The following is a 19,701-nucleotide window of genomic DNA, read 5'->3' on the forward strand; positions in this document are numbered from 1 at the left end:
CGTCGCGGGGGCGGGTTCGCCGGCACGTTTCGGGCGCGGGTGCGTCGTTACGTCGCGGGGGCGGGTTCGCCGGCACGTTTCGGGCGCGGGTGCGTCGTTACGTCGCGGGGGCGGGTTCGCCGGCACGTTTCGGGCGCGGGTGCGTCTCGTTTCGGGGCGGGCGCGTCGCACGGGGTGAGCGGTTCGGGTGGCTCCGACGCGTTGATCTATGCGGAGATGATCCGTGCGTAGATGATCTGGTCGGCGGTTTCGAACGTGATCAGCCGGAGCCGCCGCGGAAATCGCACTCACGTGAACTGTTCACATCCAGAGTTGCAAATGTCTTCATGTGGTCAGCGAATCGGCCTCGCTCGATCGACTTCCGACCAGAGTCGAACGATTGCGATCACCAGATGGCCGCAGTGCGATCCGGTTCCTACAGTCGTGCCACCGAACCCCACGACAGGAGGACAGGCGATGGCGAATCTCGAGACCTCGCTCAAGGAAGCCATGACCATCGAAGGTGCCATCGGGGTGGCCCTGGTGGACTACGGCAGCGGGATGGCCCTGGGCACTCTCGGCGACGGCGGGGAGATCGATCTGAATGTCGCCGCCGCTGCCAACACCGACCTGGTGCGTGCCAAGATGCGGGCGATGGAGATGCTCAACCTCCACGACGACGGCATCGAGGACATTCTGGTCACCCTGACCGGGCAGTACCACCTGATCCGCCCGCTCACCACGGCCGGCGGGCGAGGACTGTTCCTCTACCTCGCGCTCAACCGCAGCCGGTCCAACCTGGCAATGGCCCGGCACCAGTTGAAGCGGATCGAGGCGTCCCTGGAGGTCTGAGCGCGGGCGGCGGCCTGCGGGCCGCCGACGACAAAGGGGAGGAAGCATGCCCGTACCGCTGTACCAGGCCAAGGCCGAGTTCTTCCGGATGCTCGGCCATCCGGTCCGGATCCGAGTGCTCGAACTGCTCCAGGCGGGGCCGACGCCCGTCCGCGACCTACTGCCCGAGCTCGAGATCGAACCGTCCAGCCTCTCCCAGCAGTTGGCCATCCTGCGCCGCTCCGGCCTGGTCACCGCCACCCGCGAGGGATCCACCGTGGTCTACGCGCTGGCCGGCGCCGACGTCGCCGAACTGCTGCGCACCGCACGCCGGATACTCACCGAGCTGCTCGCCGACCAGGGCATGCTGCTGGAGGAGCTCCGCGCGTCCCACTGACCACCCCCGACGGGCCACCCTGCCCCCATCCGGATGGCCCGTCAGTGGTGTTCGGTCACGCAGTTCGCCCGGTCCGCCCGGTCCGCCAGGCCCGCCCGGTCCGCCCGGTCCGCCAGGCCCGCCCGGTCCGCCCGGTCCGCCCGGATCAGGACTCGGCGAGGGCGAGTGGCAGGCACACCGCGCAGACCGTGAACATCCCTGTCCCGGACGAGGTCGAGATGGTCGCGGTCCACATGTTGTCGCCCGACGGGAAGCTGTCGCCGGCGGCGGTGCCGTCCGAACTGAAGCCGCCACCGGTGATGGTGGTGTCGTCGGGGCACTGCGCGGTGCCGGTGAGGGTCTCGTCCATCGAGAGCGACTCGTAGACGATGATGGTCGGCTGGAGGAAGTCCTCGTCCTCCTCGCCGAGATCACCGGGCTCACCGCCGGGCTTGTTGCAGCCGCTCGAACAGCCCCCGTGGCCACCGCCGTAACCGCCGCCGCGGACGGCGGCCTGGGCGTCCGCGGCGAACGCGGTGGTGACGAGGGCGGCGGCCGCCAGGGGCAGGCCGAGACGGCAGAGTCGGCGTCGCATGGTGGGCTTCAAGGTTTCTCCAAAGCCAGAGGGAAGATCGCGAGTTCGGCACCGAAGCCGTCCGCTCGGACGTCCACCCTGACGTCCACCCTGACGTCCACCCTGACGTCCACTCGGGCGTTCGCCCAGCCGTTCGCTCGCGTAACCACATGCGACCGCTCGGCTACTCGTTCGGCTCGGCCTCTTCCGCCCTCCGGGTACACCTCCAGGAACCGCCCCCGGATTGCTCCGGACGCGAGGGCCGATGCTGTGTGACATTTCACACGTCATACTTCTAGCCGAATCACGCCCTCCCCGGCCACCATCGGCAGGTGACCCACACCGACTCCTTCCTCGCGCTGAGCGCCGCCACCGGCCGCTTCAGCTACGGCTCGCCCCGCGCGGTCACCCTCGCCGCCGACGCGAGCCGCGCTCTGTTCCTGCGTTCCACCGGCCCGACCGACCCGGTCGAGCGACTGTGGAGCTACGACCTGACAGACCATCAAGAGTGCCTGGTGGCAGACCCGTTGGCGCTCGCGCCCGCCCGCACCGGCGCGGTCGCGGACCTGCCTCCGCTGGAGCGTCGCCTGCGCGAACGGATCCGGCTGTGGGCGCCCGGCATCGGCTCGTTCGCGGCCACCGCCGATCTCGCCACGGCGGTCTTCGCCCTCGACGGCCGGCTCTTCCGCTGCGAGACGGCGACCGGCGCCTGCACCGAACTCCCGGTCTCGGCGCCCGCGTTCGACCCGCGACCGAACCCGGACGGTTCGCTGGTCGCGTACGTCGCCGACGACGCGCTGTACCTGGCGCCGGGCGGCCGGCTCAGTCCGGCGGACGGGGCGCGCTGGGGCGTGGCGGAGTTCGCGGCGGCCGAGGAGCTGGGCCGCGCCCGGGGCCACTGGTGGTCGCCCGACGGCACCGCGCTGCTGGCCGCCCGGGTGGACGAATCGGCGCTGCCGCTGCGGCACTTGGGCGACCTGGCGCACCCTGAGCGGACGCCGGACTCGTTCGCCTACCCGCAGGCGGGCGGCCCGAACGCGGACGTCCAGCTGTGGGTGCTGCGCCTGTCCGGCGCCCGCACCCGACTGCGCTGGGACGAAGCCGAGTTCCCGTACCTGCTGGCGGCCGACTGGGAGGGCGACGGGGAGATCCTGCTGACCGTCGCGGACCGGTTGCAGCAGCGAGTGCTGCTGCTGAGCGCCGACCCGGCCACCGGCATCACGCGTGAACTCTCGTGCACCGAGGACGAGTTCTGGGTAGACCCGCTGCCGGGCACCCCGCTGCGGCTGCCCGACGGTCGGGTGCTGACCTCGGCGGACACCCCGGCGGCGCGCGGGCTGGCGCTGGACGGCAAGCCGCTGACGGACGAGCGGCTGCAGGTGCGCCGGGTGGTCGGACCGTGGCAGGGCGGCCTGCTGGTCGAGGCGGGCGACGGCGACCCGGCCGACCAGCACGTGTACCTGCTGGACCCGGACGGCGGCATCCCGGAGCGGCTCACCGAGGGCCCGGGCGTGCACGCGGTGGCCGCACACGGCGAGGGCGTGCTGCTGCTCGTCTCGGCCACCCTCGACGGCGTCCGGCGTGAATTCCGTCAGCACGGCGTCCGCACCGGCGAGCTCCCCGCCCTGACGGCCGAACTCCCCTACCGGCCGGAGCCGTTGCTGGCCCGGGTGACCGAGCACGGGCTGCCCACGGCGGTGCTGTACCCGCGCGGGCACGTGGCGGGGCGCCGGCTGCCGGTGCTGCTGGACGTGTACGGCGGCCCGGGCTACCAGGCGGTCGCGAACGAGCCGCGCCGCTGGCAGCTGAAGCAGTGGTGGGCCGACCAGGGCTTCGCGGTGGTGACCGTCGACAACCGCGGAACGCCTTTCGTGTCACCGGAGTTCACCCGGGCGATCTTCCGCCGCTTCTCGCAGGTGGCGATCGACGACCAGGTGGCGGCCCTGCACGCGCTGGCCGCGGCGCACCCGGATCTGGACCTGTCCCGGGTGGGCGTGCGCGGCTGGTCGTACGGCGGCTACTTCGCGGCGCTGGCGGTGCTGCGCCGTCCGGACGTGTTCCACGCGGCGAGCGCGGGTGCGCCGCCGACCGACTTCCGGCTGTACGACACGGCGTACACCGAGCGGTACTTGGGGCTGCCGCAGGAGAACCCGCAGGGGTACGAGGCGGACTGTCTGCTCGCCGACGCGCCGTCGCTGACCCGTCCGCTGCTGCTGATCCACGGGCTGGCCGACGACAACGTGCACCCCTCGCACACGATGCTGCTGTCGCAGGCGCTGACCCGGGCGGGCCGTCCGCACGCGGTGCTGCCGCTGCCGGGGGTGAGCCACATGCTGCCGGACGGGGAGCTGGAGCGGGTGGCGGCGGTGGAACTGGACTTCCTGCGCAGGGAGTTGGGGATGACCTCTTCCACCTGAAGCATGACATGTGAAATATTACCGACCATCCCTTTACCTTTCCTTCCGCTAAGGAGCGGGTCTCTTGCGCAGACTCCCCACAGCCCTCCTGGCTGCGCTGACCACCGGCGCGATAGCGCTGACCGCCGTCCCGGCGTTCGCCCAACCGTCGTCCCCCGCAACGGAGTTGAGCACTGAAGGCCGCGAGGCCCCGCCGTCCCCGCTGCCGCCCCAGGAGAAGGCCCGGCAGGCGCTGAAGACGCAGGCCATGGAGCAGGTCAACCAGGGCAAGGTCGCCAAGAGCGACAAGGGCACCACCCCGGCCAAGGTGAAGATCGGCAACGACTACGTCCAGCTCGCGCACCAGCGCACGGACAAGGTATTCGTGATCCTGGCCCAGTTCGGCGACCAGGTCGACAACTCCACGCTGTACAACGGAAAGCCGCGCTACGGCGGCACCCCGGGCCCGCAGCACAACCAGATCCAGCGGCCGGGCGCGGACGACACGCACACCTACTGGCAGAGCGACTTCAGCCGCGACTTCTACCAGAAGATGTTCTTCGACGACACGCCGGGCGCGAACTCGATGCGCAACTTCTACCGCACCCAGTCCTCGGGCCGGTACGACATCGAGGGCACCGTCACCAACTGGGTCACCCTGCCCTGGAACGAGGCCCGTTACGGTTCCAACAAGGGCCCGCAGGGCGGCGGCGGCTGGACGCAGGCGCAGGAGTTCGTCCGGGACGCCACCAAGGCCTGGTACGACGGCGAGATCGCCAAGGGCCGCTCGGCGGCGGACGTCAAGGCGGAGCTGGCGCAGTACGACGTCCAGGACCGCTACGACTACGACAAGGACGGCAACTTCGACGAGCCGGACGGCTACCTCGACAACGTGATCGTGGTGCACGCCGGCGTCGACGAGACCTGGGGCGGCGGCGCGCAGGGCTCCGACGCCCTTTGGGCGCACCGCAGTTGGACGTTCCCCGACCCGTCCGGGCAGACCGGCCCGGCGGGCAACCGGATCGGCGGCGCGCCGGTCGGCGACACCGGCCTGTACGTGTACGACTACGTGCAGGCGGGCGAGAACAGCGGAGTGGGCCTGTTCTCCCACGAGTTCGGGCACAACCTGGGCCTGCCGGACCTGTACTCGACCAACGGCGGCGACAACTCCGTCAGTTTCTGGTCGCTGATGTCCTCCGGCTCGTACCTGGGCAAGGGCCGGAACACGACCGGCGAGTACCCGGGCGACCTGGACGCCTGGAGCAAGTTGCAGATGGGCTGGCTGAATTACGACGAGGCGCAGGCCGCCACCCGTTCCAGCCACACCCTGGGCGTCTCCGGCTACAACACGGACCAGGCGCAGGCCGTCCTGGTGCACCTGCCGCCGGGTTCGACCACCACCACGCTGGCCGACCCGTTCGAGGGCGGCGCGCAGTGGTGGAGCGACACCGGTGACAACATGGACGCCTCGCTGGCCCGCACCGTGGACCTGACCGGCGCCACCGGCTCGGCCGCGCTCGACACCGCGGCCTGGTGGGACACCGAGCAGGACTACGACTTCTTCACGGTGGAGGCCTCGGCCGACGGCGGCCGCAACTGGACGCCACTGCACGGCACGGTGGACGGACAGCCGATCGGCGACACTCCCGCGAACACCCCCGGCCTGAGCGGAAGTTCGGGCGGCTGGCGCCAGCTGCACCTGCCGCTGGACGGCTACCTCGGCAAGCAGGTGCAGGTGCGCTTCCACGTCACCTCCGACACCAACACCCACGGCAAGGGCGTGCTGGTGGACGCGGTGAAGCTGACCGCGGACGGCGCGGTGCTGCTGGCCGACGGCGCGGAGGGCGGCCCGGGCGACTGGGCGGCCGTCGGGTTCTCGGTCATCCACGGCAAGGACGCCGTCAAGCAGCACCCGCGGGCGTACCTGGTGGAGAACCGCCGCTACGTCGGGTACGGCGCGTTCCTGAAGACCGGCCCGTACAACTTCGGGTACTCGGGCGTGCCGAACAAGTCCAACGTGATCGACAACTACCCCTACCAGGAGGGCGTGCTGGTGTGGCTGTGGGACACCTCCTACGGCGACAACAACACCGTCGACCACCTGGGCGGCGGCCTGATCCTGCCGGTGGACGCGCACCCGAAGGCGCTGCGGTTCGCGGACGGCTCGACCACCAACGGGCGTTCGCAGCCGTACGACGCGACGTTCTCGCTGAAGAAGACCGACGCGTTCACGCTGCACAAGGCGGGCGTGGCGACCAAGGTGCCCTCGGAGCCGGCGGTGCCGGCGTTCGACGACCGTCACGGCGTGTACAGCGACCCGGCGATCCCGCAGCTCGGGGTGAAGGTGCCGGACACCAACACCCGGATCGAGGTGGTCCGCGAGACCCAGGGCGGCAAGCTGACCACCGTCCGCGTAGGCCCGGCGTCCTGATATCGGCGCCCTGAGCACAACGCCCTGAACCCGGCACCGGCCGGCGGCAGTTCCTCTTGTAAAGCTTCCTTTAGAAAGCTAGCTTTACATACATGAGCGAACAGCCGTCGGCCGTCCGGCTGACCGACCCGCGCGCCCTGCGCGCCTACGCCCACCCGACCCGGATGGCCCTGGTGGGCCTGCTCCGGGTGCACGGGCCGCTGACCGCGACCCGCGCCGCGGAGCTGCTCGGCACCGAATCGGTCGCCAGCTGCTCCTTCCACCTGCGCCAACTCGCCAAGTACGGGCTGGTCGAGGAGGCCGGCGGCGGACGCGGCCGGGAGAAGCCCTGGCGGGCCACCGCCACCTTCACCAGCTGGGAGTCCTCGCCCGCCGACCCGGAGCAGGCCGCCGCCGTCGACACCCTGCAACGCGCCGTGCTGAACAGCTACTTCGCCCGCGCCACCGCTTGGCTGGAGCACCGCGCCGAGGACACGCCCGAGTGGCGCGAGGCGATCGGCTTCGGCGACACCGTGGTCCGGGTCACCCCCGAGGAACTCACCGAACTCCTCACCCGGATCGAGGAGTTGACCCGCCCCTACCTGGAGCGCACGGACGGCCTCCCCGAAGGCGCCCGCCCCGTCCAGCTGATGCAGCTGGCCGTGCCGACGGACGTACGGCAGTGATCAGCCGCCCCCGGATACCTGAGCTGCTGCGCGATCCGGCCTTCCGCCGCTACTGGAGCGGGCAGACCATCTCCTCCCTCGGCGACCAGATCACCCTGCTGGTGATCCCGCTGATCGCGGTCTCCGCCCTGCACGCCGACGCCGCGCAGATGGGCTACCTGGCCGCCGCCGGCTACCTGCCGTACCTGCTGCTGTCGCTGCACGCGGGTGGCTGGGCCGACCGCTACGGGCGGCGGCGCCGGGTGATGATCGCCACCGACCTGGGCCGCGCCGCGGTGCTGCTGACCGTCCCGCTCGCCTGGGCGGCGGGCGCGTTGACGCTGTTCCAGCTGTACGCGGTGGTACTCGCGGTCGGCACGCTCTCGGTGTTCTTCAACGTCTGCAACCCGCCGCTGTTCGTCGCGCTCGTCCCCGCCGACCAGTACCTGCGCGGCAACGCGCTGATCAACGGCAGCCGCGCCGCCTCCTACGTGGCGGGCCCGGGCCTCGGCGGCCTGCTGGTCCAACTGCTGGCCGCGCCTTTGGCGTTGGTGGTGGACGCGCTGTCCTTCCTGGCGTCCGCGCTGTTCCTGCGCCGGATCGACCCGGCGGAGCCGCCGCCCGCCGAGGCCGGGCGCGGCTCGGCGGGCGAGGGGCTGCGCTGGATCCGCCGCTCCCCCGTGATCCGGGCCGCGCTGCTCGGCACCGCCACCGTCAACCTGTTCACCTTCGTCATCAGCGCGTTGTTCATCCTCTTCGCCACCCGTGAACTCGGTTTCAGCGCCGGCCTGTTGGGTTCGGTGCTGGCCGCCGGCGCGGTCGGCGCGCTGCTCGGCGCGGCGGTCACCGGACGGCTGGCCGCCCGGATCGGTGTCGGGCCGGCCTTCCTGCTCGGCCTGGCGCTGTTCCCCGCGCCGCTGCTGCTGATCCCGCTGGCCGGCGGCTCGACCGGCACCGCCGCCGCACTGCTGTTCAGTGCCGAATTCCTTTCCGGTGTCGGTGTGATGATCCTCGACATCTCGGGTGGGACGATCTTCGCCGCCTGCATCCCGGACGCCCTGCGCTCCCGGGTGTTCGGCGCCTACCAGGCCGTCAACTACGGGGTGCGGCCGCTCGGTTCACTGCTCGGTGGTCTACTCGGCTCCACCCTGGGCCTGCGCCCCGCACTCTGGATCGCCGCGATCGGAGCGGTGGCCTCCGGACTGTGGGTGCTTTTCTCGCCGATCCCGCGCCTGCGCGAACTCCCCGTCCAGGAAGGGCCGGTGGATTCGGACGAACCGGCTGACCAGGAAGAACGGACCGAACAGTCGGTCTGACAACGGATCGGGATGGCGAGGCACCTTAGCGCATTCGGGCATATGCCCGATGGATATGGCTGAAAGTCTCGCCCTCCGGGGGCCCCGCCGGTAGCGTTGCGTCCCGGTCAGACTACCGCAGGTGAAAGCGGTGGCCAGGGACGCACCGTGCCCCGCACGGTGGGGAGGGAATGCGGTACGTGCCCGGTATCGAGGAATGCCTTGCGGAAGCCATGGGGATCACCGGCGCCCTGGGGGTCAGCCTGGTCGACTGGACCAACGGTCTGGCCATCGGAACCGCCGGACTGGGCCCCGACGGCGACCACGAGGTCGGGGCCGCAGACGCCACCGAACTCGCCCGGGCCGTCACCCAGACCCCGTCGTTCGCCGACCCGGACTCCGGTGCCCCGCCCGCCGAGGACGTCATCGTCACCTCGGCCGGCAACTACCACCTGATCCGCTTCGTCCCCGCCGCCTTTGACGCGAACGTCTTCCTCTACCTCCGGCTGGACCGCGACCACGCCAACCTGGCGATGGCCCGGCTCCGCCTCGCCGCCATCGCCGACCGACTGGTGCTCAGCTGATGTGGCCCACCGATACGCTCACCGCGCCCGCCGCAACACCCACTCCTCCTCCGACCGTCAACACGCTCCCCCCGCGCCTCCTCCCGCACCGCGTCCCGCCGCCGGCCCGGCACGTCGCACCGCCGGCCCGCGCACTCGCCGCCGCGGAGCTCACCCCGGCGACGCCCGTCCCGGCAACACCTGCGCAAGCCGTCATTCCGCCGATGCCGACCGTACCGCCACTACTGGTCGCCTCCCCACTGGCAGCGCCCCAACTCACCGCCGCCGCACCACAGTTGATACCAAGAACGCGACGCACCCAGGCCGCTCCGCTGCCGCGCCGCCGACGTTCCAGCTGCGCGCCCGCGACCACCTTCGAGGCCGCGCTCACCGACCTCGCCGCCCAGGCCGCCACCGGCGTCCTGCACGGCCCGGACGGCGCGGTGCACCTGGCGGCCGGCCTGGTGGTGCACGCCGAGTCCGCGCGCGGCGCGAGCGTCGGCCACCTACTCACCGGCGCGGGCCGGATCACCCTCCGCGCCTGGGAGGAGAGCGTGGCACTCGGCGGCGGACACCCCGCCGACCACCTGCTCGCGGCCGGCCTGGTCGGCACCGGCGAACTCGAACTCGCCCGCCTCGCCGCGACCTTGGACGGCGCCCAGGACGCGCTCGCCCAGCACAGCGTCGAACTGCGCTTCGACCCGGCCGCCCGCCCGGCCTTCCAACTCGCCCGCCCGCTCTCCGTCCTGGAGCTGCGCGGCGCGGTCGGACGGCGGCGCACCCTGCTGGACGCCTGCTGGCCGTCCGCCGAACTCGATTCCGTCCCGCCGGTCGCCACCGGCGCGGCCCCGACGCGCCGCACCGCCGTGCCGCGCCGCCGCCGCCAGGCGCTGCTGGCCGCCGCCGACGGCATCCGCACCGTGCCCGAACTGGCCCGGCTGCTGGGCCGATCCACCTTCGGCACCCTGCTGGACGTCCGGCAGCTGGCCGCCGCCGGGCTGCTCGCGTCCGGCCGGCCCGCCGTCCTCCCCGACCCGCCACCGGCCGCCGGGCCGCAATCCGCGCCGCCGGACGTGCCGCCGGACGTGCTGGGGCGTGCCCCAATGCCGCCCGGTCCGCGCTCCTACGACTCCTCGGACCCGGAGGTGGGCCTGCTGCTCCGACTACGCGCCGCTCTGGAGGCCCTGTGACCGCCCTGCCCGTCCACCCCTGCCCGTCGTCCGAGTCATGAAGCGCACCTTTCGTCAACTGGCCGCGAGGAGGACACCCGTGCTGCCCGAAGCCGAGGTGCAGGCCGAACTGCGCGGCCTGCGCTCCCGAGTCCCGCACCTGACGGGTTCGCTGGTCGCCACCGTCGACGGCCTGGTGGTGGCCCACGACACCAGCGCCCTGGAGGCGGAGAGCGTGGCCGCGCTGACCGCCGCCGCGCTCGGCGTCGGCGCGCGACTGACGGAGGCCACCGGGCAGGGCGCCTTCCTGGAGCTGATCACCCGCGGCGAGCGCGGCTACACGGCGACGTACGCCGCCGGCTCGTACACGGTGCTCACGCTGCTGGCCGGCGCGCAGGCCAACGTCGGCCGCCTGCACCTGGAGGCCCGCCGGGCCGGGGCGCGGATAGCCGCCCTCGCCGACACGGACCTGGACCGCAGCCCGCTCTGACCCCCTCCCCTCCCCCTCTGACGCTCATCTCATCTCTGCACCACCCCGGGGCGTCGATCTGACGTTCCGTCAATTCGCTTACTGGAAGAGGTACTTGCACGATGGCTGCTGTGGAAACCGCGCTCAAGGACATCATGGGGTCGATCGAGGGCACCATCGGTGTCGCCCTGGTCGACTACAACAGCGGGATGGCTCTCGGCCTGCTCGGCGGCGGCCCCGACCTGGACCTGAACGTCGCCGCCGCCGGCAACACCGACGTGGTCCGGGCCAAGCTGCGCGCGATGGAACTGCTCAACCTGAACGAGGCGATCGAGGACATCCTGATCACCCTCTCCTCCCAGTACCACCTGATCCGCCCGCTCACCTCCCGCTCCGGCAAGGGCCTGTTCCTCTACCTGGCCCTGGACCGCCACCGGGCGAACCTGGCGATGGCCCGCCACCAGCTCAAGAAGGTCGAGACCGACCTGGAGGTCTGACGCTCGGCCCGCGCAGCGGGGCCTGCCCTGCACTCGGCCCGCGCGGCTGGGCCCGCTCCGCGTTCAGCCGGCCCTGCGCAGGGTGAGCAGGCCCCCGGTGGGCACCCGGACGGCGAGTTCCGTCCCGTCCACCGGGGTCTGCGCCCGCGCCACTTCCCCGCCCAGGCAGTCCTGGACCAGCAGGTCGACCCGGCCCGGCGCCCGGTCGAAGTCGATCCGCACCAGGGTGTCCGGGTCGGCGTTCGCCACCAGCAGCAGCCGCCAGTCACCGGCGGCGTGCAGCGGCAGCGGGGCATAGCGGCCGAACGCGAGCGCGCCGGGGCTCCGCGCCTCGATCACGGGGTACGCCAACTCGGGCCGGTGCGGGCGCAGTTCGCTTCGCTGGAGCAGCTCGCGGTGCTCCTTCATGACGCCCAGCCAGAACCTGAGCGCGGCCAGTTGCTCGGGGCGCTGCGCACCGAGGTCGACGGAGACCTGGGCGGTGGCGAACAGGACCGACTGGAGCAGCACGGCGATCTGTTCCGGGCTCTCCTCGGGGTGCCAGGTGAGCGGGTCGGCGTGCACGGCGAGCGGTCCGGCGGTGAGTCGCAGGTCCGCGGTGCGGACCCGGTTCTCCACCGCGTTGTGCGGGCAGTCGGCGGCCCGGACCATGGTGGCGTAGGGCCACAGGCCGGGGCCGAGGTAGTCCTGCCGGTGTTCGACCAGCACGTCGGGGCGGGAGGCGCGGAGCCGTTCGTCGAGGGCGGCGAGCAGTTTCCGCACGCCTTCGGCGACGGTGGCGCAGTCCGCTTCGGGTGAGGCGGTGTTGGGTGCGGCGCCGGGTGCGGGCCGGCGGGCGAAGGTGTCGACGAAGTCGACCTTCATGCCGTCGACGCCGTACTTCTCGACGGCGGCGGCGAGCCGTTCGACCTGGTGGGCGCGGACGGTGGCGCTGCGCGGGTCGAGCAGGTGGGTCTCGAGCTGCGGCAGGTGGGCGAGGGTGTGGCCGGCCAGTCGTTTCGCCGCTTCGCTGCGGTCGCCGACGAATGGGACGGCGTGCCACAGCAGGTAGTTCAGGCCGAGGGCGCGGATCCGAGCGACGTGTGCGGCGAAGTCCGGGAAGTCGGTGGGGGCGGGCTGCCAGTCGCCGGTGGTGGCGTAGGAGCGGGTGCGTTCGTCGGTCTGCCAGCCGTCGTCGACGATCAGGGTGCGGAAGCCGAGCGGGGCGGCGAGTGCGGCGAGTCGTTCGACGTCGGTGGCGGCCATCGCCAGGTGCAGCGCGTACCAGGTGCAGAACACCGGCTCGAACGCGGCGTCGGGGACGGTCCGGACGGGCGCGAGGGTGGCCCACCATTCGGCGCACTCTCTTACGGTGTCGGCAAAATGACGACCAGTCAGGTCGAGCCGCAGGGCGGTCCGAGGGCCGTCCTGCTCGATCCACCAGCTGTAGCGTCCGGTCTCCTCGACGGCGCCTTCGCCGATGGCGACCGGCCGGACGAGTTCGCCGACGGCGAAGGTGCACAGCGCGCGGTCGCCCGGGCCGACCAGGCTGCCGACGGGCGCGCCCTTGGGCAGTGACGCCTCCCGGGGTGTCGCCCAACTCGGGGGCAGCCAGCGGGCGTTGGTGTTGGGTGTCCAGTAGCCGGTGGCGCCGGTGCAGGGCAGCTGCCACTCGATCCGCAGGCGGGCGTCCGGTTCGGTGGTGGACGCCTCGATCAACAGCACGCCGGCGGCGTCGAGTTCGGTCACCGTCACGGCCGGGGCGCTGTCGCTCCCGACCGCCGTCACCCGGACGGCGAGCGGGCCGGCGTCGACGATGCAGTAGGTCTCGGTACGGCCGGACGGCGGCGCGGAGCCGTCCCAGGACAGTGTGGTCACGCGGGGTTTCCTTTCGCAGGGGTGGTCCCGCCCCGGCCGGCCGCGGAAGCGGTAGGACGGCCGGCCGGGGCGGGTGTTCGGGGTGCGCCGGCGCAGCAACGCGGCACGCCGGTCAGCGGCGCAGCGGCCCTTCGCAGGTGTAGTCGGCGGTGCCGGCCCGGCCGCCGGGCCAGATGTCGACCTTGCCGAAGTAGCAGTTCATGTCGTCGAGGTTGTTGGTGACGCCCTTGGTGCGCTCGAGGACGAAGTGGTCGACGGTGCCGGACATGTCCTTGAACACCTGGTCGGGGCTGCTGGAGTCGGCGAGGTTGGCGGTGATCCGGCCGGTGCAGACGAAGCGCATCGGCTTGTTGTTCCAGTCGCCGTTGTCCTTGCAGTCGGGGGTGTTGTAGGTGGCCTTGGCGAACGCGTCCCGCACCTCGGAGGGGTAGGCCTGGGCCAGGTACCCGTTGGGAGTGAACTTGGTGCTGGGTACGGCGAGTTGGTCGATCTTCTTGATCTGCTGGTCGAGGAACGCCGAGTACTCGCGGTCGAGGTTGCGGTCGGCGCCGAGGCGGGTCCGCCAGGCGTCGTAGCCGGCCGGGTCGTCGGCGCGCTGGTAGCCGTACATCTCGCGCAGCAGGGACGGGTGGGCGGTCCACAGGAACTCGAAGAAGGTGCCGGCGTAGTTGTAGAAGTGGAAGTCGGGCTTGTCGGCGTAGCGGGCGTGCAGGATCTGGTCGACGGTCATCCGGGGCAGGCCGGCCGCCTCGTCCTGGGCGAGCTTGTTGACCAGGGCCTTGCGGACCTGGATGCCCTGGTCGCGGGTGGCGCCGTCGAAGAACTCGGCGGTGCCCTCGTCCATCGCGGTGGTCCGGTCGTCGGCGTACCAGCGCTCGTCGCCGTAGTAACCCGGCACCGCCCAGCGGCCGTTGAGGTAGTGCGTGTACTCGTGGCGGAACAGCTCCTCCAGCGTCAGGTACGACTCGGCGCTGGTGCGCTGGTAGGTGTAGAAGGTGGCGCCCTTCTCGATGTAGATGCCGCCGTTGCTGGTCTCCATGCCGGTCAGCAGGGGGTGGTAGACCTCGTAGTCGGCCCGGGACGCGTAGAGGTGGATGTGCAGGGTGGAGTTGGTGTCTCCGGCCAGCGGGGCGTCGGTGCCGAGGACGCGGAAGAACTGGGTCTTCACCTGCTTGCTGGCGTAGTACATCTGGTCGACGGTGGCCTTGTCGAGGCCGGTGCGCACCTCGATCGCGCCGTTGTCGTACTTGTACGTGTACGGGAAGAGGCGGGCCTCGAAAGTGTCCTTGCACACCCCGAACTGGGCGCACACGCCGTAGGTGTTGGCCCAGCCGGCCGCCTTGATCCACGGGGCGGAGTACTCGCCGAAGGTGTTCCTGGTGTCCGTCAGGAGCGGGCCGATGTCCGCGGTGATCTGCGACTTGAGGGCGTCGAGTTCGCCGAGCCGGCCGTACTCGGCCATCGCGTCGCGGGCCACCCATTCGTTCGGGGTGCCCTTGAGGTAGCCGGCGGTGGCGAAGCCGCGCAGCAGGGCGCGGTGGGCGGGGTCGGCCGCGACGGCGGTGGTGTACGCCTGGTCGCGGTTGTTGATGCCGAGGTAGTTGGCGGTGAGCGCGGCGAGCACGCCGCCGCCCCACTGCGGGACGGCGACCAGCGGGCTGCCGGGGCCGAAGTGCGAGAGCAGCTGCTTGAACAGCGGCAGGTTGTGCTCGCGGATGGCGGTGGCACCGGCCACGATGCCCAGTTCGCGCATGACCAGGCCGGCCTCGGGGGTGGCGTCGAAGGCGTGGCCGCTGGCGAGGTGGGCGTCGATGGCGCGCTGGACGGCGGTGGTGGTGGGTGCGGTGGTCAGGTCGATGCTCTTCTGCGCGAAGTCGTGGAAGACGGCGGCGTGCAGGAAGTACCAGAGCCGGTACAGGGCGGGGCTGTTGGTTCCGGCGAGGCTCTGCGCCTTGGCGGCGACGGCCTGCACGTGCGCCGGGTCCATGGTGGTGGCGAACCGGGCGTCCCAGGTCCACAGGGTCCCGCCGAGGCAGGCCTCGGTGACGGCGGGGTCGGCGAGGAAGTCGGCGAGGCCCTGCGGGGAGAGGGCGGTCAGGCCGTTCAGGTCGCAGCTGACGCCGGCCGCGGTGCTCGCCAACTCGGCTGCGGTGGGGGCGGGTTGGCCGACCTTGGGGGGCAGGGCGCCGGGGATGTGGTCGCCACCGAGGCTTCCGCCGCCGGGTGCGGGCGCGGCGGTGCCGGCCTGCGGGGTGGCGCTGCCGAGGTGTTCGGCCTCGTCGTACGCGGTGCGCTCCGCGGGCGCGGGCACGGGCGCGCCGGCGGGGGCGGCGGGCACCGGGTCGGCGGCGACGGCGTGGGTGCTCTGGAGCACGGGCAGTGCGAGGGTCACGGCGATGGCTGCGGCCAGCAGGGTCTTGCGGGGTGATCGCACGGTGGGGGTGCCTTTCGTCGGGTGGGGGCGCGCTCCAACAGGCCCCGTCAGGGGCGCGAGGAACTGCGTGGGTGACCGTGCGCATCGGTCGGCCGCGCAGTTCCTTGCGTCCCTCGCGGAGCTGGGGGCGGGGCGGGGGCTGGCACGTCTGTGGGGCGCGCAGTTCCTTGCGTCCCTCGCGGAGCTCCGGGGTGGGGACGGGAGGGAGCAGTTCCTCCGCTCCCGTCCCCTGGTGCGCTATTCCTCGGGGAAGTGGCAGGCGACCTGCCGGGTGGGGGTGTCGTGGGTGAGCACCGGCGCCTCGGTCCGGCAGATGGCCTGCGCCTTGGGGCAGCGCGGGTGGAAGGTGCAGCCGGGCGGGGGGCTGGCGGGGCTGGGCGGGTCGCCGAGCAGGACGATGCGTTCGCGGGTGCGCTCGGCGACGGGGTCGGGCAGCGGGACGGCGGAGAGCAGCGCCTTGGTGTAGGGGTGGGCGGGTCTCTCGTACACGTCCGCCTTGTCGCCGAGTTCGACGATCCGGCCGAGGTACATGACGGCGACCCGGTGGCTGAGGTGTTTGACCACGGCGAGGTCGTGCGCGATGAAGACGTAGGCGACGCCGAGTTCGGCCTGGAGGCGTTCCAGCAGGCCGACGATCTGTGCCTGGATGGAGACGTCGAGGGCGGAGACCGGTTCGTCCGCGACGACGAGTTCCGGGCGGGTGGCGAGGGCCCGGGCGATGCCGATGCGCTGGGCCTGGCCGCCGGAGAACTGGTGGGGGTAGCGCTCCAGGTGTTCGGGGGCGAGCCCGACCAGCCGGATCAGGTCCCGGACTTCCTCGCGGATCGTCGCGGCGGACGCGCCCTGGGCCCGCAGCGGGGCCGCGATGATCTGCTGGACGGTCTTGCGCGGGTTGAGCGAGGCGAACGGGTCCTGGAAGATCATCTGGAACTTGCTGCGCAGCGGCCGCAGTTGGCGTTGCGGGGCGCGGGTGATGTCCTGTCCGCGGTAGCTGACCTGCCCGGCCGTCGGGTCGAGCAGGCGGACCAGCATCCGTCCGGTGGTGGATTTGCCGCAGCCGGATTCGCCGACCAGGCCGAGGGTTTCGCCGGGGCGGACGTCGAAGCTGACGCCGTCCACGGCGCGGACGCCGGGGAGGCGGCGCAGGGCGCCGCGTGCGCCGGGGAAGGTCATGCCGAGGTTCCGGACGCTCAGCAGGGCGTCGGGGGCGGCTGGTTCGGCGCGGGCGGCGAGGTGGGCGGTCTCGGTGGTCATGCGGTCACCTCATCGAGGACGCAGGCGCTGCGGTGGCCGTCGGCGACGGCGCGCAGCGGCGGCCGGTCGCCGGTGCAGCGGGCGTCGGGCGCGGCGGCGTAGACGGGGCAGCGGGGGTGGAAGGCGCAGCCGGCGGGCGGGGCGAGCAGCGAGGGCGGGGCGCCGGGGATGGAGCGCAGGTCGGCACCGTCCTCGGCGTCGAGGCGGGGCAGGGAGTCGAGCAGCCCGCGCGTGTACGGGTGCCGGGGCGTGGTGAACAGCGTTTCAACGGGGGCCTGTTCGACGGCGGAGCCGCCGTACATGACGAGGACGTCGTCGGCGGCGCGGGCGATCACGCCGAGGTCGTGGGTGATCAGGACGAGGCCGAGGCCGCGTTCCCGCTGGAGGCGGGTGAGCAGGTCGAGGACCTGGGCCTGGACGGTGACGTCGAGGGCGGTGGTGGGTTCGTCCGCGATGATCAGGTCGGGTTCGCAGGACAGCGCGAGGGCGATCATGGCGCGTTGGCGCATGCCGCCGGAGAACTGGTGCGGGTGTTCGCGGGCCCGGCGGGCGGGTTCGGGGATGCCGACGTCGCCGAGCACGTCGACGGCGTGGGCGTGGGCGGCCCTGCGGGTGCCGCCGAAGTGCTGGCGGTAGGCCTCGGCGATCTGGTCGCCGACGGTGAAGTAGGGGTGCAGGGCGGTGAGGGCGTCCTGGAACACCATCGCCATCTTCCGGCCGCGCAGGGCGCGGAGTTGTTCGTCGGGGGTGCCGATCAGTTCGACGCCGTCGAGTTTCGCGGAGCCGGTGACGGTGGCCCCGCGGTGCAGCCCCATGACGGCGAGGGAGGTGACGGACTTTCCGGAGCCGGATTCGCCGACGATGCCGAGGGTGCGTCCGCGTTCGACGGTGAAGTCGATGCCTTTGACGGCGCGGACGGTGCCTTCCGGGGTGGGGAAGTCGACGGTCAGGTCGCGTACGTCGAGCAGCGGGTGGGGGGTCATGACAGCCTCGCCCTCGGGTCGATCCAGGCGTAGACGAGGTCCACGACCAGGTTGGAGGTGACGATGAAGAAGGAGGCGAGCAGCGTCACGCCCATGATCACCGGCTGGTCGGACTTGTTGAGGGAGTCGGCGAAGAGTTTGCCGATGCCGGGGAGGCCGAACAGCGATTCGGTGATCAGGGCGCCGGCCAGCAGTCCGCCGAGGTCCATGCCGAGCATGGTGGCGACGGGGGTGAGGGCGGGGCGCAGACCGTGTTTGCCGACCACTCGGCGTTCCGGCATGCCCTTGGCGCGGGCGGTGCGGACGTACGGTTCGGCCATCGTCTCGATGACGGAGTTGCGGGTCATCCGGGCGTAGATGGCCGCGTTCAGCAGGGCGAGGGTGATCCACGGGAGGATCAGGTTGGTGACCCACTGGCCGGGGTTCTCACCGAAGGCGATGTACCGGGGGTACGGGAGGATGCCCGCCACGGTGACGACCGCGTAGAGCAGGATCATCGCGGTGAAGTAGACCGGCAGGGCGGCGATGCCGATGGTGCCGACCATCAGAGTGCGGTCGATCCAGGTGCCGCGGCGCAGGGCAGAGATCACGCCGGCGCCGACGCCGAGGATCAGCCAGAGCGCGGCCGCACCGACCGCGAGCGAGACGCTGGTGGGGAGCCTGTCCATCATCAGCGCCCAGACGGGCTGGGCGGATTGGAAGGAGTAGCCGAAGCAGGGGAAGCCGCACTGCACGGCGTAGGGGCCGGTGCCGAGGGTCTGCCCGGTGAAGATGCCGGTGACGTAGTGCCAGAACTGGACGATCAGGGGGTCGGCCAGTCCGAGTTGCTGCCGGACGAGTTCGATGCGCTCGGTGGAGCAGTCCTTGCCGCAGAACTGGGCGGCGGGGTCGCTGGGGAGCAGGTAGAAGACGGCGAAGGTGAGCGCGCAGACGATCAGCAGGGTGGCCGCCATCGCGGCGAGCCGGCGGAACACGTATCCGATCATGCCCGGCTGCCCTTCGGGTCGAGGGCGTCCCGCAGGGCGTCGCCGACCAGGGTGAAGGCCAGGACCACCAGGAACAGGCAGGCGCTGGGCAGGATGAAGAACATCGGGTCGACCTTGTAGTAGAGCACCGCGTCGGAGATCATCTGGCCCCACGAGGGCGTGGGCGGGCGGATGCCGACGCCGAGGAAGCTGAGCGCGGCCTCGGTGCCGATCAGGCCGGGGACGGCGAGGGTGACGTAGACGATGATCGTGCCGGTGAGGTTGGGCAGGATCTCGCCGAACAGGATGCGGGTGCTGCTCGTGCCGCTGGCCCGGGCGGCCTCGACGTATTCGCGGTGCTTGAGCGAGAGGGTCTGGCCGCGGACCACGCGGGCGATGTACGGCCAGGAGAACAGCGACATGACGCCGACCAGCAGCAGGACGCGGTTGACGTCCCGGGCGACGGAGAGCAGCGCGATCATGAAGATCAGGCTGGGGAAGGACATCATGACGTCCATGAACCGGCTGATCAGGGCGTCGATGCGGCCGCCGAAGTAGCCGGCGGTGATGCCGAGGACGGTGCCGATCAGGGTGATCAGGAGGGCGGCGCTGAAGGCGACCAGCAGGCTGATCTGGGCGCCGTAGAGCAGCCGGGCGAAGATGTCGCGGCCGAGCAGCGGTTCGACGCCCAGCCAGTGCTGGGGGCTGATGCCGCCGAGGGCGCCGCGGGGCAGGCCGCCGAGGTAGGGGTCGACGGCCTTCTTGTCGACGGTGTCGGGGCGGGTGCCGCTGATCGCGGTGAGCAGCGGGGCGAGCAGCGCGGCGAGCACGAAGAAGGCGATGATGCCGGCGCCGACGAGGGCGGTCTTCTGCCGGCGCAGGCGGTGCAGGGCGAGCTTCCAGGGGGAGGCGGGGGTCTCGGCGGTGTCCGAGGCCCCCGCTCCCCCGGCTGGCGCCGGGGCGAGCGGGGTGGTCGTCATGGTG

The 19,701-nt window shown here is 71.8% G+C and carries 17 protein-coding genes; 10 read left to right on the top strand and 7 right to left on the bottom strand.

Annotated features, from left to right (window positions below):
- Window positions 1-456: 456 nt before the first annotated feature.
- Both ACFYS8_RS00825 and ACFYS8_RS00830 read left to right on the top strand, forming a co-directional pair.
- Window positions 457-831, top strand: a complete 375-nt coding sequence (locus ACFYS8_RS00825) for a hypothetical protein (protein WP_100584647.1) — start codon at window positions 457-459, stop codon at window positions 829-831.
- A 46-nt stretch (window positions 832-877) separates the two neighbouring features.
- Window positions 878-1,207, top strand: coding sequence for an ArsR/SmtB family transcription factor (locus ACFYS8_RS00830; protein ID WP_387633916.1), 330 nt, complete (start codon window positions 878-880; stop codon window positions 1,205-1,207).
- A 145-nt stretch (window positions 1,208-1,352) separates the two neighbouring features.
- Here ACFYS8_RS00830 and ACFYS8_RS00835 read toward each other — a convergent pair whose 3' ends face one another.
- Window positions 1,353-1,781 carry a hypothetical protein gene (locus tag ACFYS8_RS00835; protein WP_387633918.1) on the bottom strand — a complete coding sequence of 143 codons (429 nt, stop codon included), beginning with the start codon at window positions 1,779-1,781 and terminating at the stop codon, window positions 1,353-1,355.
- 311 nt (window positions 1,782-2,092) lie between these two features.
- Between ACFYS8_RS00835 and ACFYS8_RS00840 the strand changes: the two genes are divergently transcribed.
- From ACFYS8_RS00840 to ACFYS8_RS00875, 8 genes are all read left to right on the top strand, one after another.
- A complete protein-coding gene (locus ACFYS8_RS00840) occupies window positions 2,093-4,177 on the top strand; it encodes a prolyl oligopeptidase family serine peptidase (RefSeq protein ID WP_387633920.1) in 2,085 nt (694 codons plus the stop codon).
- A gap of 64 nt (window positions 4,178-4,241) precedes the next feature.
- Window positions 4,242-6,587, top strand: a complete 2,346-nt coding sequence (locus ACFYS8_RS00845) for an immune inhibitor A domain-containing protein (RefSeq protein ID WP_387633922.1) — start codon at window positions 4,242-4,244, stop codon at window positions 6,585-6,587.
- A gap of 92 nt (window positions 6,588-6,679) precedes the next feature.
- Window positions 6,680-7,252 (top strand): winged helix-turn-helix domain-containing protein, encoded by a 573-nt coding sequence (locus ACFYS8_RS00850; protein WP_387633924.1) that lies wholly within the window; start codon window positions 6,680-6,682, stop codon window positions 7,250-7,252.
- Window positions 7,249-8,547 carry an MFS transporter gene (locus tag ACFYS8_RS00855; protein ID WP_387633926.1) on the top strand — a complete coding sequence of 433 codons (1,299 nt, stop codon included), beginning with the start codon at window positions 7,249-7,251 and terminating at the stop codon, window positions 8,545-8,547. Before ACFYS8_RS00850 ends, ACFYS8_RS00855 begins: the two co-directional genes overlap by 4 nt.
- 179 nt (window positions 8,548-8,726) lie before the next feature.
- Window positions 8,727-9,110 carry a hypothetical protein gene (locus ACFYS8_RS00860; protein ID WP_387633928.1) on the top strand — a complete coding sequence of 128 codons (384 nt, stop codon included), beginning with the start codon at window positions 8,727-8,729 and terminating at the stop codon, window positions 9,108-9,110.
- Window positions 9,110-10,279, top strand: a complete 1,170-nt coding sequence (locus ACFYS8_RS00865) for a hypothetical protein (protein WP_387633929.1) — start codon at window positions 9,110-9,112, stop codon at window positions 10,277-10,279. Before ACFYS8_RS00860 ends, ACFYS8_RS00865 begins: the two co-directional genes overlap by 1 nt.
- Window positions 10,280-10,316: 37 nt before the next feature.
- Window positions 10,317-10,748 (top strand): roadblock/LC7 domain-containing protein, encoded by a 432-nt coding sequence (locus ACFYS8_RS00870; protein WP_387633931.1) that lies wholly within the window; start codon window positions 10,317-10,319, stop codon window positions 10,746-10,748.
- Between the two features lie 101 nt (window positions 10,749-10,849).
- Window positions 10,850-11,224, top strand: a complete 375-nt coding sequence (locus tag ACFYS8_RS00875) for a hypothetical protein (RefSeq protein ID WP_387633933.1) — start codon at window positions 10,850-10,852, stop codon at window positions 11,222-11,224.
- A gap of 63 nt (window positions 11,225-11,287) precedes the next feature.
- Here ACFYS8_RS00875 and ACFYS8_RS00880 read toward each other — a convergent pair whose 3' ends face one another.
- The 6 genes from ACFYS8_RS00880 to ACFYS8_RS00905 all read right to left on the bottom strand — a co-directional run bounded on the left by ACFYS8_RS00880 (window position 11,288) and on the right by ACFYS8_RS00905 (window position 19,697).
- On the bottom strand, window positions 11,288-13,081 hold the full coding sequence (locus tag ACFYS8_RS00880; RefSeq protein ID WP_387633935.1) for a glycoside hydrolase family 36 protein: 1,794 nt from the start codon (window positions 13,079-13,081) through the stop codon (window positions 11,288-11,290).
- 112 nt (window positions 13,082-13,193) lie between these two features.
- A complete protein-coding gene (locus ACFYS8_RS00885) occupies window positions 13,194-15,515 on the bottom strand; it encodes a collagenase (RefSeq protein WP_387633937.1) in 2,322 nt (773 codons plus the stop codon).
- Window positions 15,516-15,752: 237 nt separating this feature from the next.
- Window positions 15,753-16,769 carry an ABC transporter ATP-binding protein gene (locus ACFYS8_RS00890; protein ID WP_387633939.1) on the bottom strand — a complete coding sequence of 339 codons (1,017 nt, stop codon included), beginning with the start codon at window positions 16,767-16,769 and terminating at the stop codon, window positions 15,753-15,755.
- Window positions 16,766-17,752 (bottom strand): ABC transporter ATP-binding protein, encoded by a 987-nt coding sequence (locus ACFYS8_RS00895; protein WP_387633941.1) that lies wholly within the window; start codon window positions 17,750-17,752, stop codon window positions 16,766-16,768. The genes ACFYS8_RS00890 and ACFYS8_RS00895 overlap by 4 nt, the downstream gene beginning before the upstream one ends.
- Window positions 17,749-18,738, bottom strand: a complete 990-nt coding sequence (locus ACFYS8_RS00900; RefSeq protein ID WP_387633943.1) for an ABC transporter permease — start codon at window positions 18,736-18,738, stop codon at window positions 17,749-17,751. Before ACFYS8_RS00900 ends, ACFYS8_RS00895 begins: the two co-directional genes overlap by 4 nt.
- On the bottom strand, window positions 18,735-19,697 hold the full coding sequence (locus ACFYS8_RS00905; RefSeq protein ID WP_387633945.1) for an ABC transporter permease: 963 nt from the start codon (window positions 19,695-19,697) through the stop codon (window positions 18,735-18,737). The genes ACFYS8_RS00900 and ACFYS8_RS00905 overlap by 4 nt, the downstream gene beginning before the upstream one ends.
- Window positions 19,698-19,701 lie beyond the last annotated feature (4 nt).

It is taken from the genome of Kitasatospora sp. NPDC004615 (assembly GCF_042873545.1).
Classification (GTDB): domain Bacteria; phylum Actinomycetota; class Actinomycetes; order Streptomycetales; family Streptomycetaceae; genus Kitasatospora.

What these genes read in the sequence shown, in the direction of transcription:
- ACFYS8_RS00825 (WP_100584647.1), top strand. Translation starts at nt 457, where the DNA reads ATGGCGAATCTCGAGACCTCGCTCAAGGAAGCCATGACCATCGAAGGT.
- ACFYS8_RS00865 (WP_387633929.1), top strand. Translation starts at nt 9,110, where the DNA reads ATGTGGCCCACCGATACGCTCACCGCGCCCGCCGCAACACCCACTCCT.
- ACFYS8_RS00830 (WP_387633916.1), top strand. Translation starts at nt 878, where the DNA reads ATGCCCGTACCGCTGTACCAGGCCAAGGCCGAGTTCTTCCGGATGCTC.
- ACFYS8_RS00900 (WP_387633943.1), bottom strand. Translation starts at nt 18,738, where the DNA reads ATGATCGGATACGTGTTCCGCCGGCTCGCCGCGATGGCGGCCACCCTG.
- ACFYS8_RS00870 (WP_387633931.1), top strand. Translation starts at nt 10,317, where the DNA reads ATGAAGCGCACCTTTCGTCAACTGGCCGCGAGGAGGACACCCGTGCTG.
- ACFYS8_RS00905 (WP_387633945.1), bottom strand. Translation starts at nt 19,697, where the DNA reads ATGACGACCACCCCGCTCGCCCCGGCGCCAGCCGGGGGAGCGGGGGCC.
- ACFYS8_RS00875 (WP_387633933.1), top strand. Translation starts at nt 10,850, where the DNA reads ATGGCTGCTGTGGAAACCGCGCTCAAGGACATCATGGGGTCGATCGAG.
- ACFYS8_RS00850 (WP_387633924.1), top strand. Translation starts at nt 6,680, where the DNA reads ATGAGCGAACAGCCGTCGGCCGTCCGGCTGACCGACCCGCGCGCCCTG.
- ACFYS8_RS00895 (WP_387633941.1), bottom strand. Translation starts at nt 17,752, where the DNA reads ATGACCCCCCACCCGCTGCTCGACGTACGCGACCTGACCGTCGACTTC.
- ACFYS8_RS00890 (WP_387633939.1), bottom strand. Translation starts at nt 16,769, where the DNA reads ATGACCACCGAGACCGCCCACCTCGCCGCCCGCGCCGAACCAGCCGCC.
- ACFYS8_RS00835 (WP_387633918.1), bottom strand. Translation starts at nt 1,781, where the DNA reads ATGCGACGCCGACTCTGCCGTCTCGGCCTGCCCCTGGCGGCCGCCGCC.